The organism is Terrabacter aerolatus (genome assembly GCF_007991735.1).
Classification (GTDB): domain Bacteria; phylum Actinomycetota; class Actinomycetes; order Actinomycetales; family Dermatophilaceae; genus Terrabacter; species Terrabacter aerolatus.
Genome location: NZ_BJYX01000017.1, coordinates 38,994 through 54,499 on the forward strand (window position 1 = coordinate 38,994; position 15,506 = coordinate 54,499).

Sequence of the window (15,506 nt, forward strand, 5' to 3'; positions counted from 1 at the left end):
GACGGAGGGGTGTCTCGGCGGCCGACGCCCGAGGCGCTCCGCGCCCACTCGACCGTGAGTCACCCGAGGGGTTTGGCGTACCAGACCTCTGCGTAGAAGGCGTCGGAGAAGGCCGGCACCTCGACCCAGCCGTGTCGCAGGTAGAGCGCCCGGGCCTCCCTGAGGTCCAGGCGGGTGTCGAGGCGCATCGTGGGCACGCCCCAGACCCGGGCGATCTCCTCGGCGCAGGCCAGCAGGGCTCCACCCAGCCCGGCCCGGCGGTGCTCCGGTCGCACGTAGAAGCGGCGCAGCTCGGCCACCCGGCTGCCGGTGTCGTCGCGCAGCAGCCGCACCCCCACGCAGCCGCCGATGACAGCGGCGTCGTCGGCACGCCGCGCCACCACGAACTCCCCCGTCGGAGGGGCCAGGTCGTCGCTGCGCATCTGCGGGAAGCCGGTCTCGATCTCCTCGGGCGTCGAGTCGCGCCCCTCCCGGTGCTGGTACCACCGGTCGCTGACGTCGACGTAGTAGTCGCGCAGCAACGCCTCGCAGAGCGGGTCGCGCACGTCGGCCAGCTCGATGACCCAGGGGCCCTCGCCCTCGACCGTCACGTCGGAGGCCACGTCGCCGGTTCCGGGGTCCCGCTCTGCGGCGGGACGGTCCGCGCGGTGCCGTCGGCGATGACCTGCGTCATCAGCGCGACGAGGTCACGGCGACGACGGCCGGGCTCGGCGGCATACGTCGAGGGGTCGTCCGGGCGCTCGCGCACGCGCAGTCCCTCCTCGATGATCTCGCGATGCTGCGGGTACACCTCCAGCGCCCACCGCCCCGCTCCCGACTTGGACGTCGGACGACCGGTGACGAGCAGGTGCACGAGACGGGACGCCCCGAGGGCTCCCCACTCGGCAGCCTGCGGCAGGGAGGCCTCGCGCGGGTGGTGCTCCATCGCCTCGAGCTGCGAACGCCAGTACGTGTCGAGGTTCTCGAGCGTCGAAGCACGCAGTGCGGCGTCGTCGCTCCAGATCTGCAGGTCGCGAAGATCCTTGCCGCGCAGTGTGATTCCGTGGTCGCGCAGCTCTCGCCACGTGATGTGCTCGAGGTCGGCGTGAGTGCCCACGTCGAACCACTGGTGCAGCACACCGGGCACGTCGGGCACGGCGTCGGGAGACCCTGCCAGGTCGGCCGCGATGACGTAGAAGCCGTCGTATGCCGGCTCGGGCCACCTCTTGTCGAGCTCGGCGTGCACCTGCCGGAGCACGGCCGTGTCGGCCTCGGTGGGTCGCCGGCTCGTCACCGCGACGAAGTCGACGTCGCTGCCGCCGTGGAACTCCCCGTCGAACCCGAGCGACCCGTGCAGGTAGAGCCCGTCGAGCATCCCGGGGAGGCGCTCGTCGAGCAGCGCCAGGTGCGCGGCGCTCACGGCACGGACGACGCCGGGCAGCTCGTCGGGGGCCGGGGTGCCCACGCCGTCAGACGGTCGCGCCGGACGCCGCCCCGGACGCCGCCCCGGACGTCGCCCCGAACCTCGCCCGCGACGCGAGGGCCTCGCGCAGCTCGGCGTCGGCGTCGACGAGGGAGCGGTGCACGGCCGGCGTCAGGTCGTCGCGGGCGATGGCCTCGGCGCTGAGCCGCGCCGTCTCGTCGGTGAAGACGCGCGGGAAGGCGACGAGCACAACGCGCGACAGGGCGTCCTCCCCGACCCACCCCGACATGGCCGGGACGTCGGTGAAGTAGCGCGGCACGTAGTCCTCCACGAGCGCGTCGTCCGGCGCGACCCAGAAGCCCCGGGCCAGGTGGACCATCTCGTAGTTGGAGCGTCCCTGGCGCGTCGTCAGCTGCTCCCAGGCCCACGCCTTGGCGTCGGCGTCGGGCAGGCTGGCGCGGCACATGAGGGCGTTGAGGCCGCCCTGCAGCGTGTCGTCCTTGGCCCGGAACGCGTCGACCTCGCCGGCCCCGATGAGACCGCGCGAGGCGAGGTTGCGCACGACGATCCAGCGAAAGTCGCCGTCGTCCTCCAGACCGGCGGGAAGGCCCTTGCCGTCGGCCCACGCGCGCAGCAGCGTCTCGTCGTCGCTCGTGCCGGCCACGAGGCGGGCTGCCGCGAGGGACTCGGTCGTGCCGGCGGTCGCGCGCTCGAGCAGCCCCAGACCGGCCCGGTTGAGGCGGGCTACCGCGGCGTCCTGCTGGTCGCGCGGAACGAAGTAGGGCACGACGCGGTGCTCGGCGTAGGCGGCGACGCGCGTCAGGATCGAGGAGTTGGTCTCGTGCGGCCACGCGGCGTCGAAGACGTCGAGGAAGCTCTCCGGTGAGGCCGTCGCACCGTGGACGCCGTCGATGAGGGAGGACCACACGACGGCGCGGGCCTGCTCGTCGGGGATCTGGCCGAGCTGCGCCGGGAGCGCGGCGACCGTCGAGTCCGACAGGCGCACGCGCGCCCACGTCAGGTCCGAGGCGTTCGGGACGAGGACCGCGGGCTCGGGCGTGCCCTCGAGCTCCGCGAGCGGCGTCTCGGGGGCCGTGATCGTCGCGCGGACCCGACCGAGCTCGCGGCCGTCGGTCCACCCCGCGACGTCGAAGGCGTGGGGCCGGTCGGCGGGACGCTCGACCGGCGACTCGCGGCGCACGACGGCGGACTCGATGCGGCCGTCCCTGCCCTCGAGCTCGACCGAGATCGTGTCGCGGTCGGCCGTGAGCAGCCAGGCACGCGCCCACGCCTCGAGGTCCTTGCCGCTCGCCGCCTCGATCGCGCCGAGGAAGTCGGCGAGCGTGCCGTTGCCGTAGGACTTGTCGGTCAGGTAGGCGCGGACACCGGCGATGAACCGGTCGTCACCGACGTAGGCGATGAGCTGGCGCAGCGTGGCCGCACCCTTGGCGTACGAGATGCCGTCGAAGTTCTGGAGCGCGCTCTGCGCGTCGAGCGCCTCGACACCGGCGACGGGGTGCGTCGACGGCGAGCGCTCGGCGCCGTAGCCCCACACCTTGCGCACGATCGAGGAGTCGACCCACGCGTCGGTGTAGTCGGTGGCGTCGACGAGGCAGCGGTGGCTCATGTACTCGGCGAAGCTCTCGTTGAGCCAGAGGTCGTCCCACCACTTCATCGTGACGATGTCGCCGAACCACATGTGCGACATCTCGTGGCTGACCGTGTTGGCGCGGGTCAGCAGCTCGTCGCGCGTCGCGGCGCCGCGGTAGAGGTACTGGTCGCGGAAGGTGACGCAGCCGGGGTTCTCCATGGCGCCGGCGTTGAACTCCGGCACGAAGACCTGGTGGTACTCCCCGAACGGGTAGCGGATGCCGAAGAGCCCGTGGAAGTAGTCGAACGACCGCTTCGTCACGTCGAAGAGCTCGGCCGCGTGCCGCTCGAGCGGCTCGCGCAGCGACGCGCGGGCGTGCACGCCGAGGGGTATGCCGTCGTGCTCGTCGTGGACGGAGACGTAGGGTCCGGCGCAGACCGTCATGAAGTACGTCGCGAGCGGCTTCGTCGTGGCGAGGGTCCACGTGCCGGCGCCGGCCGGGGTGGCCGCGCCGTTGCCGATGACGGTCCAGTCGAGCGGCGCGTGGACGGTGACGTCGTAGGGCGCCTTGAGGTCGGGCTGGTCGAAGCAGGCGTAGACGCTCGGCGCGGCGTCGAGGAAGAGGTGGCCGTAGACGTAGTCGAGGTCGTCGGCGGGGTCGGTGGCGCGGTGCAGGCCCTGTCCGTCGTGGCTGTAGGCCATCGTCGCCGCGACGACGAGCTCGTTGTCGGCGGCGAGCCCGGGGAGGGTGAGGCGACCGTCGGCGACGTCGGCGGGGTCGAGAGGCTCGCCGTTGAGCGAGACCGTCTCGACGGACCGGGCCTTGAGGTCGACCCACGTGTCGGCTCCCGGCTCGGCGCACGTGAAGCGGACGACGGTGCGCGAGCCGAAGACCTCCGCGCCCTGGTCGAGGTCGAGCTCGACGGCATACGACGTGACGGTGATCAGCGAGGATCGCTCGCGGGCTTCGGCCAGGGTGAGACTGCGCATAGGGGCGAGCCTGCCAGATCGCCGGGCCGGTCGTCGCCCGGGATGCCGCGCGACCGCCCTCGGGGCCGCAGGGCTCAGCGGTGGAGCGGGCCGCCGGCCATGCTCTCGAGGCGCGCGATGCGCTGGTCCATCGGCGGGTGCGTCGAGAGGAAGCGCGTCACGTCCTGGGCGCGGAACGGGCTCGCGATCATCATGTGGCTCGCGTTGACGATGTCCTGCGAGGGCGCGAGCGGGGCGCGGGCCACACCGGACTCGAGCTTGCGCAACGCGGAGGCGAGGGCGAGGGGGTCGCCGGTCAGCCTGGCGCCGTCCTCGTCGGCGTCGTACTCGCGGGTGCGGCTGATCGCCATCTGGATGAGCATCGCCGCGAGCGGGGCGAGCAGGCTCATGGCGAGCAGGGCGAAGGGGTTGGGGCGGTCGTCCTCGGAGCTCCCGCCACCGAACATGCTCGTGAACATGAGCATCTGGCCGATCGAGGTGATGACGCCGGCGATCGCGGCGGCGACGGAGCTCGTGAGGATGTCGCGGTTGTAGACGTGCATCAGCTCATGGCCGAGGACCCCGCGCAGCTCACGCTCGTCGAGCAGGCCGAGGATGCCCTCGGTGCAGCAGACGGCGGCCTTCTGCGGGTTGCGGCCGGTCGCGAAGGCGTTCGGCGCCTCGGTCGGGCTGATGTAGAGCCGGGGCATCGGCTTGCCGGCGGCCGTGGAGAGCTCGCGGACGATGCGGTACATCGCCGGCGCCTGCGCCTCGGAGACCGGGTAGGCGTGCATGGCCCGGATGGCGAGCTTGTCGCTGTTCCAGTAGCCGTAGAAGGTGGTCGCGACGCCGATGAGCGCGAAGACCCAGATGAAGCGCCCGCCGCCGACGAGGGCCCCGATGCCCAGCAGGAGGGCCCAGATGCCGCCGAAGAGGGCGGCCGTCTTGAGCCCGTTGAAGTGCTTGTGCATGTCGGGTGAACGAGCGGCTGTGAGGTGGTGTTCCCGCTGGGACCCCTCTGGGGACCCGCTGGACGTCCACCCCTGTCGAGCCGTGTGACACACGACTCAGATCGGACTCGTTGAAACGGCAACTCATCTACTACATGCGGTAGTAGTTTGGCGGTGTTGGGGAAACCGACACCCTTCCGATGAAAGAAGCGAACGATGCGCAAGACACTCGACAAGCTGATCTCGTGGACCGGCCTCATCATGGCCGCGGTGCTCGTGGTCGCCGGCGGCCTGCTGATGTACGCGAGCAGCTTCGTCGCGAGCAACGTCCACGACCAGCTGAGCCAGCAGAACATCACGATGCCCGCCGCGGCCGCCCTCGAGACCCAGGCCCAGAAGGACGCCCTGCTCCAGTACGCCGGACAGCAGATGACGACCGGCGACCAGGCCAAGGCCTTCGCCGACAACTACATCCTCGTCCACATGAACGCGGCGTCGAACAACCGCACGTACGACCAGGTATCGGGTGAGTTCCTCACGATGTCGAAGAACCCGAACGCCGACCAGGCCAAGCTCGCCGAGCTGGGCCAGCTGCGCCAGACGCTCTTCATGGGCAACACCCTGCGGGGCCTGCTCCTCAACGCCTACGCCTTCGGCACCATGGGGACCATCGCCTTCTGGGCCGCCATCGCCTCCTTCGTGGGAGCCGCTCTCCTACTGGTCCTCGGACTGCTCGGCCTGCGCCACGCGAAGACCGCCGAGGACGAGGCGACCGTCCAGGCCGGCCACGCGAGGACCATCCCGCAGACCGCCTGACCACCGGTCCTCGGTCGGCACCCTCGCCACACGGCGCCACGACCGGACGGAACGGCCCCGGGACCTCGGTCCCGGGGCCGTTCCGCGTCAGCCGAGGAGACGGAGCAGCAGGTCGGGCTGGACGCTGACGACGACGAGCACGGCGGAGGCGAGGACGAGCCCGACCACCGCGACCGGGCGGGCTCTGGTCGCCGGGAGTGCCGCCGACTCGCCGCCCGACTCACCACCCGGCTGCGTCGGGGCGCCCTCCGGACCGACCCCCGGGCCGAGCTCCGGACCGACCCCCTGACCGACCTCTGCGACCTCGCGCTCGGTGATGACCGCACGCAACCAGCGGAGGTAGACGGCGACACCGATGACGGCGTTGACGGCCGCGACGACCGCCAGCCACACCCAGCCCTCGGCGACGACCGGCCGCAGGGCGGTGACCTTGCCGACGAGGCCGATGACTCCGGGCGGCAGACCGGCGAGGGACGTCAGGGCCAGGACGAGCGCCCCGGCCCGCCACGGGCTGCGCTGCCAGAGGCCCTCGTAGTCGGCGATCGAGCGTCCCCTGCCGGGACGGTCGCGCAGCGTGACCGCGACGACCGCGAAGGCCACGAGCGTCGCGACGACGTAGGTGAGCAGGTAGGTCGCACTGGCGCCGACGCCGAGCGCCGAGATGCTGACGAGCGGCAGGACGACCCAGCCGGCCTGGGCCACCGTCGACCAGGCGAGCAGGCGCACGACGTCGTGCTGGCGCAGGGCCATGACGTTGCCGAGCGTCATGCTCAGCGCGGCCAGCACGGCGATCGCGAGCACGGCGGGCGTGCCGAGCACGGCCACGGCCCGCAGCACGACGAGCAGGGCCGCGAGGGCCGCCACCTTGGACACCGTCGCGAGGAACGTCGCGATGGGCACCGACGAGCCGGCGTATGCCGTGGGCGTCCACGCGTGGAACGGCACGAGCGAGAGCTTGAAGCCGACACCCGCGACGACGAGCACCGTCGCCAGCGCGACGACTCCCCCCGAGACGGACGGCTGCACGACGGCACCGGCCGCCTGGGTGACCGTCACCGACGCCGTGCCCGGCACGCCCGAGAACGCGCCTCCCGACGAGAGCGCCGCGTCCGGGGTGAGGAACGGGCTGCCGGTCCCGGCGAACCACAGGGCGACACCGAGCACGAGCAGCGCGAACGAGACGAGCGAGGTGACGAGCAGCTGGGTGGCCCCGGCGACGGCGGACCGGCGGCCCGACAGGGCGACGAGCGCGATGACGGGCAGCGTCGCGAGCTCGAGGGCGACGAGCCACGTGCCGACGTCCCGGCTCGCGGCGACGACCACGGTGCCGGAGAGCGCGGCGAGCAGCAGCACGGCCTCGACCGGTTCGCGGGTGCTGTCGTCGGGTCGCTGCCGACGGGTGCGCGGCCAGGCCAGGGCGATGCACACGATCGCCGAGACGGCCGCGGCGAGCTGGAGCGTGCCGGCGAGGGCGTCGGCCTGCCAGAGGCACACCTGCGGCAGCCCGTCGACCCCCGGCAGCGATCCCGTCGCACCCGTCGCACTCGCGGCACCGGCTGCCGGGTTGCGACCGGTCAGGCAGAAGGTCTCGCGCGTCGAGCCACCGCCGAGCGCGAGGCCCGGGACGGTCGCGGCGGCCGCGCCGAGGGCGGCGAGGGCGGCGATGGCGTAGGGCACGCGGCGCAGTCGCGGGTTGACGAGGTCGGCCACGAGCACGAGCACGAGTCCGGCGACGGGCACGAGCGCCGGGAGGAGCACGGCGTAGTCGATGGCGAGGCCCTTCACGGCGTGACCCCCAGGCCGGAGAGCAGTCCGGTGGTCGCGGTGTGCGACAGCCCCAGCAGCAGGTGCGGCAGCACCCCGAGCGCGACGATGACGACGACGAGCGTCAGGACCACACCCCAGCGGGCTCCGTGGGCGTCGGCGACCGGCTCGGCCGCGACACCGTGCGCGGTGTCGCTGCCCTCACCGGCCCAGACGATGCGGGCGACCCGCAGCGAGTAGGCGGCCGCGAGCGCGAGACCCACGGCACCGAGCACGACGCAGACCCGCAGGAGGGCGACGGGACGGTCGGGGGCGGGTGACCACGCGGCATACAACGCGAGGAACTCTCCCCAGAAGCTGACGAGACCCGGCAGGCCGAGGGCAGCCGCCAGCCCGACGACGAGGGCCAACCCGAAACGGGGCGCCTTGTCGCGCAGGGCGGCTCGCGCGACGTGGAGGTCGGTGGACCCCCACTGCTCCTTGAGGTCGCCGACGACGAAGAAGAGCAGTGCCGCCACGACGCCGTGCGCGATGTTGCCGTAGAGCGCCGCCTGCAGGCCGGTCTCGCTCCCGGAGGCGATGGCGAGGGCGACGAAGCCCATGTGCGCGACCGAGCTGTAGGCGATGAGGCGTTTGAGGTCGCGCTCGACGAGGCAGGCCAGGCCTCCCCAGAGGATCCCGGCGACGCCGAGCAGGGCGAGGACCGGGCTGAGCTGCGCGACCCCGTACGGCACGGTGGCGACGGCGAGCCGGACGATGCCGTAGGTGCCCATCTTGAGCAGCACCGCGGCGAGCAGCACCGAGCCGGCGGTGGGCGCGATGGTGTGCGCCGAGGGCAGCCACGTGTGCAGCGGCCACAGCGGCACCTTGATCCCGAGCCCGACGAGCAGCAGGGCCGCGATGGAGACCTGCAACGAGTGGGACAGCCCCGCTCCGTGGCGCGCGGCCAGGACCGTGAGGTCGCTCGTGCCCTGGTGGAGCACGAGGAAGAGGATCCCGACGAGCATGAGCGTCGAGCCGAGCACCGTGAAGAGCACGAAGCGTCCGGCGGCGTCGGCGCGCGTCTCGTCGGGCACGTGGTCGTCGCCGAAGCGCCGCACGAGCACCCACATCGGCACGAGCACCACCTCGAAGGCGATGAAGAAGAGGATGGCGTCGCGGGCCATGAAGGTCGCGAGCGCCCCGGTCTCGACGAGCAGGATGCAGCCGAGGAAGGTCGATCCCGTGCCGCCCCGCGGGATCGGGCCGGAGAGGGCGTGGGCGACGACCGCGACGGTGAGCAGCGCCGTGAGCAGCACGAGCGCGGCCGAGATGCCGTCGACCCCGAAGTGCCATCGGACGCCGAGCGAGCGGATCCAGGGCACGTCGACCTCGTGGCGTCCCCACACGACGACGACCGCGAGCAGCGCTGTGACGACGGTGGATCCGAGCGCGATGACCCGCTCGACCCGGGACTCGCCGGGGATGGCGATGCAGGCGATGGCGCCGAGGAGCGGCAGCAGGAGCATGAGGGTCAGCGCCATGCGGTCACCCCCAGGACCGCGACGAGCACGACACCGACGAGCAGGCTGAGCAGCGACAGGGAGGGCACACCGCGGTGGCCGCGCTCCCCCGCGCGCCCGGCCGCCCGGGCCACGACGGCGGTCGCACGCGGGTAGGCGTCGACGACGTCCCTGTCGAGGGCGACGACCACCCGGGCGAGCGCCGTGACCGCCCGCCCGACGCCGACGTATGCCGTGTCGACTCCGAAGCCGCGCACGGCCGGCTCCCTGAGCCGGTCGGGCACGAGGTCGGCCACGTCGACCCGGCCGCGGTCGCTGAGGAACCACACGGCATACGCCCCGCCGGCGACGAGCAGGAGGGACAGCAGGGCGCTGAGGACGCCGACGTGGACCCCGCCGCTCAGGCTCGTGAGGAAGAGCGTGCCGACGACGGTGAGGGCCGCGAGGACCGACACGACGAGGGCCGCGGGCAGGGTGATGGCGGCGTGACCGTGGGCGTGGACGCGCTCGACCTCGGCGTCGTCGGCGCTGTCGGCGGTCGTGACGACGGCGACCTCCTCGGCGGCGACGAGCGCCGGCTCGGAGTCCGGCAGCGCTGACGTCGCGGCCACCGGGGTGTCGAGGAGCAGCCAGGCGCGGGCGCAGTAGGCCGCGGTCAGCACGACGGTGACGAAGAGCGCCACGACGACGAGCCACGCGCGGAACCCGCCACCACCGGTCGCGCCCTCGAGCGCGGCGTCGATGACGGTGTCCTTGCTGAAGAAGCCGACGAGCGGTGGCACCCCGGCGAGCGCGGCGAGCCCGATGCCCATCGACCAGCGCAGCGCGCCGGTCGGGCGGAGCCGGCCGCGCACGGCCGCGATCGCCGTCCCGCCGGCGAGCACCGAGAGCCAGCCGGCGCCGAGGAAGAGCAGGGCCTTGAAGAACGCGTGCCCGAGCAGGTGCGAGATCCCGGCGCCCGGCCCGAGCTCGGCCGGGGCCGCCGCGAGGGCCGAGAGCATGATCGCGATCTGGCTCAGCGTCGAGTAGGCGAGCATCCGCTTGAGGTCGGTCTGGGCCAGGGCGAGCAGGGCGGCGTAGACCATCGTCACGGCCGCCAGCACGGCGAGGAGGGTCCGGGCGGCGTCGTCCTCGGCGTAGAGGGCGAAGAGCCGCGCGACGACGTAGGTGCCGGCGGCCACCATGGTCGCCGCGTGGATGAGGGCCGAGGCCGGGGTGGGACCCTCCATCGCGTCGGGGAGCCAGTCGTGGAACGGCACGAGACCCGACTTGCCGGCGACGCCGACGACGACACCGACGAGGCCCACGGTCAGGAGCGTGCTGCTCCCGGTGGCCGTCAGGACCGCCATGAGGTCGGTGGACCGGGCACGCACCGAGAGCGCGACGATGCCCACGACCATGCCGATGTCGGCGACGCGGGTCACGAGGAACGCCTTGTAGGCGGCGCGCCGCGCTGCGTGGCGCTCGCTGTCGTGGCCGATGAGCAGCCACGAGCACCAGCCCATGATCTCCCAGCCGACGAGCACGGGCACGAGGTCGCCGGCCTGGACGAGCAGCAGCATGCCCGCGGCGAAGAGCGAGACCGTGGCGGCGAACTGTCCGTAGCGGGCGTCGTCCCGGAGGTACCACGCGGTGAAGACCTGGATGCCGAGCACGACGAGGGCCACGACGAACGACACGAGGCCCGAGACCCGGTCGGACAGCAGGTGCAACGGCACCGAGAGGTCGCCGAGCGGGAGGGCGCCGATCGTGTCGATGTCGGCCGAGCGCGACGGGGCGACCCACTGGATGAGAGCGAGCACCGCGACGTAGGACGAGACGGAGATCGCCACCCCGGCCGCGAGCAGTCGCTGGCGTCGGCAGAGCAGCCCGACGAGCGCCGCGAGCGCCGGGAGCACGACGATCATCCGCACGATCCAGCTCACGAGACACCCTCGTCGGCCGGGTCGTCCGTGAGGTCAGGGACGGCGGTGAGGTCGATGTGCCCGGCCTTGCGGAACATGACGAGGATGATGGCGAGGGCCACGGTGATCTCCGCCGCGGCGATGGTGATGACGAAGAGCGTCAGGACCGGTCCGGCCGAGAGCTGGGTGCCGGGGCGTGAGCCGGCCGTGACGAGCAGCAGGTTCGCGGCGTTGAGGACGAGCTCGACCCCGATGAGCACGAGCACGGCGTTGCGGCGCGCGAGGACGCCGTAGACCCCGATGCCGGCGAGCAGGGCGGCCAGCGCCGCCGGGAGCGAGAGGTGGATCATCCGCGGTCCCCGGTGGCGGCTGCGGCGGGGACGGGCGCACGCTCGTCGGCGTCGCGGCGCAGCACGAGGCGCGACACCGCGAAGGCGCCGATGAGCGCCACGAGGAGCAGCACGGAGAGCAGCTCGAAGGGCCAGACCCAGGTGCCGAAGATCGCCTGGGCCACCTGGGGCGTGGTCGTCGTCGGGGTATCGAGGTCGACCGAGACACCGGAGAAGAGCGGCAGGAGCAGCGAGGCGAGGAGCGCGGTCGTCGCGCCGCCGAGCACGGCACCGGCCACCCGCTGCCACCACGGGGTGTCGATCTCGGCGTGCGGGCCGATCGGGGCCCGCGTCAGCATCAGCGCGAAGAGGACGAGCACGACGATGGCGCCGACGTAGACGAGCAGCTGGACGAGACCGACGAGCTCCTGCCCGAGCACGAGGTAGGCGCCCGCGAGCGAGCCGAGCGAGACGAGCAGCCAGAGGGCCGCGTGCACGACGTGCTTCGTCGTCACCGACAGCAGGGCCGAGAGGGCGGTCACGACGCCGACGGCGGCGAAGACGATGTCGCGGGTGGTCACTCGCGATCCTCCTCGTCGGTCGACACCGTCGGCAGCACCTGCGTCGAGTCTCCTTGGGCTGCAGCCTGTTCCGCTACCTGCTCGGCCTCGGCGCCGTCGGCCGGCGGCGGGGCGGACGTCGGGTCGACCACGGGCAGGGCCGCCGTGCGCTCCACCGCGGGCATGACGCGCGTCTGCTCGGCGGCGGGCGTCTCGGGGCGCGCCGGAGCCGCCGAGGTGGCAGCCGGGATCGCAGCCGGGGTGGCAGCCGCGGTGGCAGCCGCGGTGGTCGGGTCGGCGGGCGGGGTGGCCTCCTTGCGCACCCGTGCCGGGCGCGCCGCAGCGCCCGGCCCACGCGCGCCTCCGGGCGCCGTCGCGCCGCGCGGAGGCTTGGCGGCGGCGACGACCTCGGCGGGATCGGCGCTGCCGGGGTCGAGGGCAGGCGGCGCCGGGACGGTCGCCATCCACGCCCCGAGCCGGTCCTTCTCGTGGAGCAGGTCGCGGATGTCGGTCTCGGCGTACTCGAACTCGGGGCTCCAGTGCAGGGCGTCGAACGGGCACACCTCGATGCAGATGCCGCAGTACATGCAGAGCGAGAAGTCGATGGCGAACCGGTCGAGGACGTTGCGCTGGCGGGCGCGCCCGCCCGGCGTCGTCGGCGGCAGCTCCTCCTTGTGCGAGTCGATGTAGATGCACCAGTCGGGGCACTCCCGCGCGCAGAGCATGCACGAGGTGCAGTTCTCCTCGGTGAGCGCGATGACGCCGCGCGACCGCGGCGGCAGGGCCGGCGAGACGTCGGGGTACTCGGCCGTGTGCGTGTGCCGCGTCAGCGACCTCGCCGTCGTCGCGAGCCCCTTGACGAGCCCGGGGAGTATGCCGTCACCCACGTCCGCTCACCCCTTCCTCTCCCTGCTCCCGGCCCACGAGACAGCCCCCGTCACCCTCAACCGTCGAAAGGCCACGGATGGCCCACCCCGCCCCGTCGACGGGCCACGTCGTGCCACCTCCCGCGAGTCGAGCGACATCGGTTCGACGGCCGCACCTGGCCTCTCGACGTGCGCAGAGCGGCAAGGCCCGGCCTCTCGGCGGTGGGAGGAGGGCCGAACGTGGCCTCCCGACGGTGCACGTGGGGATGGTCACGAGGTCATCACCACACCGACGGCGGTGATCGCCAGCTGGAGGAGGGCGATCGGTACGAGCCACACCCACGCGAGCCGCTGGAGCTGGTCCTCGCGCATGCGCGGCCACGAGACGCGCAGCCAGATGACGACGACCGCGACGAGGAAGCCCTTGAGGACCGTCCACAGCCAGCCGAGCCAGTGCTCGAACGGGCCAGCCCAGCCGCCGAGGTAGAGCACCGCGAAGAGCAGGGACATCACGACGATGCCGGCGTACTCGGCGAGCAGGAAGAAGGCGAAGCGCAGCCCGGTGTACTCCGTGAAGGCACCGAAGACGATCTCGGAGTCGGCGAGCGGCATGTCGAACGGCGGCCGCTGGAGCTCGGCGAGGGCCGCGACGAGGAAGACGACGGCTCCCGGGAGCTGCCAGAGCAGCCACCACGGGTGCCAGGCAGCGGCGATGCCGGTGAGCGACAGCGTGCCGGCCGCCAGGGCCACCGAGGCGACGGCGAGCACCATCGGCAGCTCGTAGGAGACGAGCTGGGCGGCCGCGCGCATCGCCCCGAGCAGGGAGTACTTGTTGGCCGAGGCCCAGCCGGCCATGAGGGTGCCGATGATGCCGACGCCGATGACGGCGAGCACGAGCAGGACGCTCGCGTCGACGTCGGCGCCGACGACCGTGGGCGAGAGCGGGATGACGGCGAGCGCCACGAGGTAGGGGATGAGAGCCACGAACGGCGCCAGCCGGAAGACCCACCGGTCGGCCCGCGCGGGGGTGATGTCCTCCTTCTGGACGAACTTCACCCCGTCCGCGACGAGCTGGGCCCACCCGTGGAAGCCACCGGCATACATCGGCCCCAGCCGACCCTGCATGTGGGCCATCACCTTGTGCTCGGTCTGACCGACGAGCAGCGGCAGCACGAGGAAGGCGACGAGCACGGCGGCCGCGCGCAGCACGACCTCGAGCCACGGCGCGAGGTCGCTCATCGCGGACCCCACTCGGGACCGGGCACGCCCGGCGCCTGCACGCGGCGGCGGCCAGGTGCGCGGGCCGAGTCGTGGCCCTCCCCCGGCTCCTTGGCCCCGGGCCACGCCTTGGACGCCCGCGCCGCGAGCACGAACGACTTGCGCAGCGGCGTCCCCTCGAAGCCATCGGGCAGCAGGAGCGGACGCAGGCCGAGCCCGCTGCCGTCGTCGAAGCCCTCGAAGTCGATGCCGAACATCTCGTGGGTCTCGCGCTCGTGCCAGGCAGCACCACGGAAGATCCCCGTCAGCGACGGCACCGGCGCCCCCTCGGGGGCCCGCGTGCGCAGGAGCACCGACCGGAGCCTGCCGGGCTCGCTCGTGTCGAGCAGGTGGCACACGACGTCGAAGCCGGCGTCGCCGGCGTCACGGTCGGTCTCGTCGACCGCCGTCAGCCAGTCGAAGTACGCGTAGCCCTCCTCACGCAGGGAGAGCACCGAGGTCGACCACTCGCCGAAGGGGACGTCGCGCACGTCGGTGACCTTCACGACCCGGACCCCGTGGGCGTCGTGCCGCGGCCCAGCAGCGGACGACGGAGGTCACCCGCACTGGCGACGCGCGAGCCGGCATACCGTCCCTTGAGCTTCTGGGTCGACAGGCGCTCGGCCGCGATCTGCTCCTGGAGACGGATGATGCCGTGCAGCAGGGCCTCGGGGCGGGGCGGGCAGCCGGGGACGTAGACGTCGACGGGGACGATCTGGTCGACACCCTTGGTGACGGAGTAGGAGTCCCAGTAGGGACCGCCGGAGTTGGAGCAGGCGCCGAAGGAGATGACGTACTTCGGCTCGGGCATCTGGTCGTAGAGGCGGCGGATCGCGGGCGCCATCTTGTCGGTGACGGTGCCCGAGACGACCATGAGGTCGGCCTGCCGCGGACCCGGCGCGAAGGGGATGACGCCGAGACGGATGAAGTCGTGCCGCCCCATCGACGCCGCGATGAACTCGATGGCGCAGCAGGCGAGCCCGAAGTTGAAGACCCACAACGAGTAGCGGCGGCCCCAGTTGAGCACGACCTTGATCGGCTTCGGCGCGTGCGCCCCGAGGACGCCCATCGACGCCGGGCCCACGGTCGGCATCGGCAGGCTGACGGGCTGGCTGACGGGCTGACTGGTGGACTGACTGGTGGACTGGCTGACGGGCTGGCCGGCGGCTCGGCTGGGCGGCTGCTCCATCACACCCACCTCAGCAGGCCACGGCGCCCCGCGTGCGCCAGCCCCAGGACGATGACCCCGATGAAGACGCCCATCTCGACGAGGCTCGCGCCGCCCAGACCGGCGTCGCGGATGACCGTCGCCCAGGGGAAGAGGTAGATCGCGTCGACGGCGAAGACGACGTAGAGGAAGGAGAAGACGAAGTAGCGGACCTTGGTCTGGGCCCAGCCCTCCCCGACGGGGTCGACGCCGGACTCATAGGTCGCCAGCTTGGCCGCGTGGGGGGCCCGGGGCGCGAGGAGCCGTCGCGCGACCATCGCCGCCGTGACGAGCAGGACGCCCGCCCCCAGCACCGCTGCGACGGCCACGTACCCGGACATGACGGCCAGCCTATCCATGCCGGTAGACGAGTGGCACGGTGCGGTCGG

General features: G+C 72.7%; 15 protein-coding genes. 1 reads left to right on the forward strand and 14 read right to left on the reverse strand.

Annotation, left to right across the window (positions count from 1 at the left end; genetic code table 11):
- Nucleotides 1-59: 59 nt before the first annotated feature.
- From TAE01_RS14915 to htpX, 4 genes are all read right to left on the reverse strand, one after another.
- Nucleotides 60-602, reverse strand: coding sequence for a GNAT family N-acetyltransferase (locus TAE01_RS14915; RefSeq protein ID WP_246111379.1), 543 nt, complete (start codon nt 600-602; stop codon nt 60-62).
- Nucleotides 587-1,444, reverse strand: coding sequence for a hypothetical protein (locus TAE01_RS14920; RefSeq protein ID WP_147067610.1), 858 nt, complete (start codon nt 1,442-1,444; stop codon nt 587-589). The genes TAE01_RS14915 and TAE01_RS14920 overlap by 16 nt, the downstream gene beginning before the upstream one ends.
- Before the next feature lie 4 nt (nt 1,445-1,448).
- Nucleotides 1,449-3,983: an aminopeptidase N gene (gene pepN, locus TAE01_RS14925; protein ID WP_147067611.1), complete on the reverse strand. Its 2,535-nt coding sequence runs from the start codon at nt 3,981-3,983 to the stop codon at nt 1,449-1,451.
- Between the two features lie 74 nt (nt 3,984-4,057).
- A complete protein-coding gene (gene htpX / locus TAE01_RS14930; RefSeq protein WP_147067612.1) occupies nt 4,058-4,933 on the reverse strand; it encodes a zinc metalloprotease HtpX in 876 nt (291 codons plus the stop codon).
- 195 nt (nt 4,934-5,128) lie between these two features.
- Here htpX and TAE01_RS14935 point away from each other — a divergent pair, with 195 nt between their 5' ends.
- Entirely contained in the window at nt 5,129-5,728 is a 600-nt protein-coding gene (locus tag TAE01_RS14935; RefSeq protein ID WP_147067613.1) for a hypothetical protein, read from the forward strand.
- Nucleotides 5,729-5,815: 87 nt separating this feature from the next.
- Here the strand turns inward: TAE01_RS14935 and TAE01_RS14940 are convergent, their stop codons facing one another.
- From TAE01_RS14940 to TAE01_RS14985, 10 genes are all read right to left on the reverse strand, one after another.
- Nucleotides 5,816-7,513 (reverse strand): NADH-quinone oxidoreductase subunit N, encoded by a 1,698-nt coding sequence (locus tag TAE01_RS14940; protein WP_147067614.1) that lies wholly within the window; start codon nt 7,511-7,513, stop codon nt 5,816-5,818.
- Nucleotides 7,510-9,015: a complex I subunit 4 family protein gene (locus TAE01_RS14945; RefSeq protein ID WP_147067615.1), complete on the reverse strand. Its 1,506-nt coding sequence runs from the start codon at nt 9,013-9,015 to the stop codon at nt 7,510-7,512. The genes TAE01_RS14940 and TAE01_RS14945 overlap by 4 nt, the downstream gene beginning before the upstream one ends.
- Nucleotides 9,006-10,919 carry an NADH-quinone oxidoreductase subunit 5 family protein gene (locus TAE01_RS14950; protein WP_147067616.1) on the reverse strand — a complete coding sequence of 638 codons (1,914 nt, stop codon included), beginning with the start codon at nt 10,917-10,919 and terminating at the stop codon, nt 9,006-9,008. The genes TAE01_RS14945 and TAE01_RS14950 overlap by 10 nt, the downstream gene beginning before the upstream one ends.
- On the reverse strand, nt 10,916-11,248 hold the full coding sequence (gene nuoK, locus TAE01_RS14955) for an NADH-quinone oxidoreductase subunit NuoK (RefSeq protein ID WP_186815228.1): 333 nt from the start codon (nt 11,246-11,248) through the stop codon (nt 10,916-10,918). Before nuoK ends, TAE01_RS14950 begins: the two co-directional genes overlap by 4 nt.
- Nucleotides 11,245-11,808, reverse strand: a complete 564-nt coding sequence (locus TAE01_RS14960) for an NADH-quinone oxidoreductase subunit J family protein (RefSeq protein WP_147067617.1) — start codon at nt 11,806-11,808, stop codon at nt 11,245-11,247. The genes nuoK and TAE01_RS14960 overlap by 4 nt, the downstream gene beginning before the upstream one ends.
- Nucleotides 11,805-12,674: a NuoI/complex I 23 kDa subunit family protein gene (locus TAE01_RS14965; RefSeq protein WP_147067618.1), complete on the reverse strand. Its 870-nt coding sequence runs from the start codon at nt 12,672-12,674 to the stop codon at nt 11,805-11,807. Before TAE01_RS14965 ends, TAE01_RS14960 begins: the two co-directional genes overlap by 4 nt.
- Nucleotides 12,675-12,923: 249 nt before the next feature.
- The gene (gene nuoH, locus TAE01_RS14970) at nt 12,924-13,892 is read right to left on the reverse strand and encodes an NADH-quinone oxidoreductase subunit NuoH (RefSeq protein WP_147067619.1); all 969 of its coding nucleotides are present in this window, start codon (nt 13,890-13,892) and stop codon (nt 12,924-12,926) included.
- The gene (locus tag TAE01_RS14975) at nt 13,889-14,416 is read right to left on the reverse strand and encodes an NADH-quinone oxidoreductase subunit C (protein ID WP_147067620.1); all 528 of its coding nucleotides are present in this window, start codon (nt 14,414-14,416) and stop codon (nt 13,889-13,891) included. The genes nuoH and TAE01_RS14975 overlap by 4 nt, the downstream gene beginning before the upstream one ends.
- A complete protein-coding gene (locus TAE01_RS14980) occupies nt 14,413-15,003 on the reverse strand; it encodes an NADH-quinone oxidoreductase subunit B (RefSeq protein WP_147067668.1) in 591 nt (196 codons plus the stop codon). Before TAE01_RS14980 ends, TAE01_RS14975 begins: the two co-directional genes overlap by 4 nt.
- A gap of 95 nt (nt 15,004-15,098) precedes the next feature.
- Nucleotides 15,099-15,458 (reverse strand): NADH-quinone oxidoreductase subunit A, encoded by a 360-nt coding sequence (locus TAE01_RS14985; RefSeq protein WP_147067621.1) that lies wholly within the window; start codon nt 15,456-15,458, stop codon nt 15,099-15,101.
- Nucleotides 15,459-15,506 lie beyond the last annotated feature (48 nt).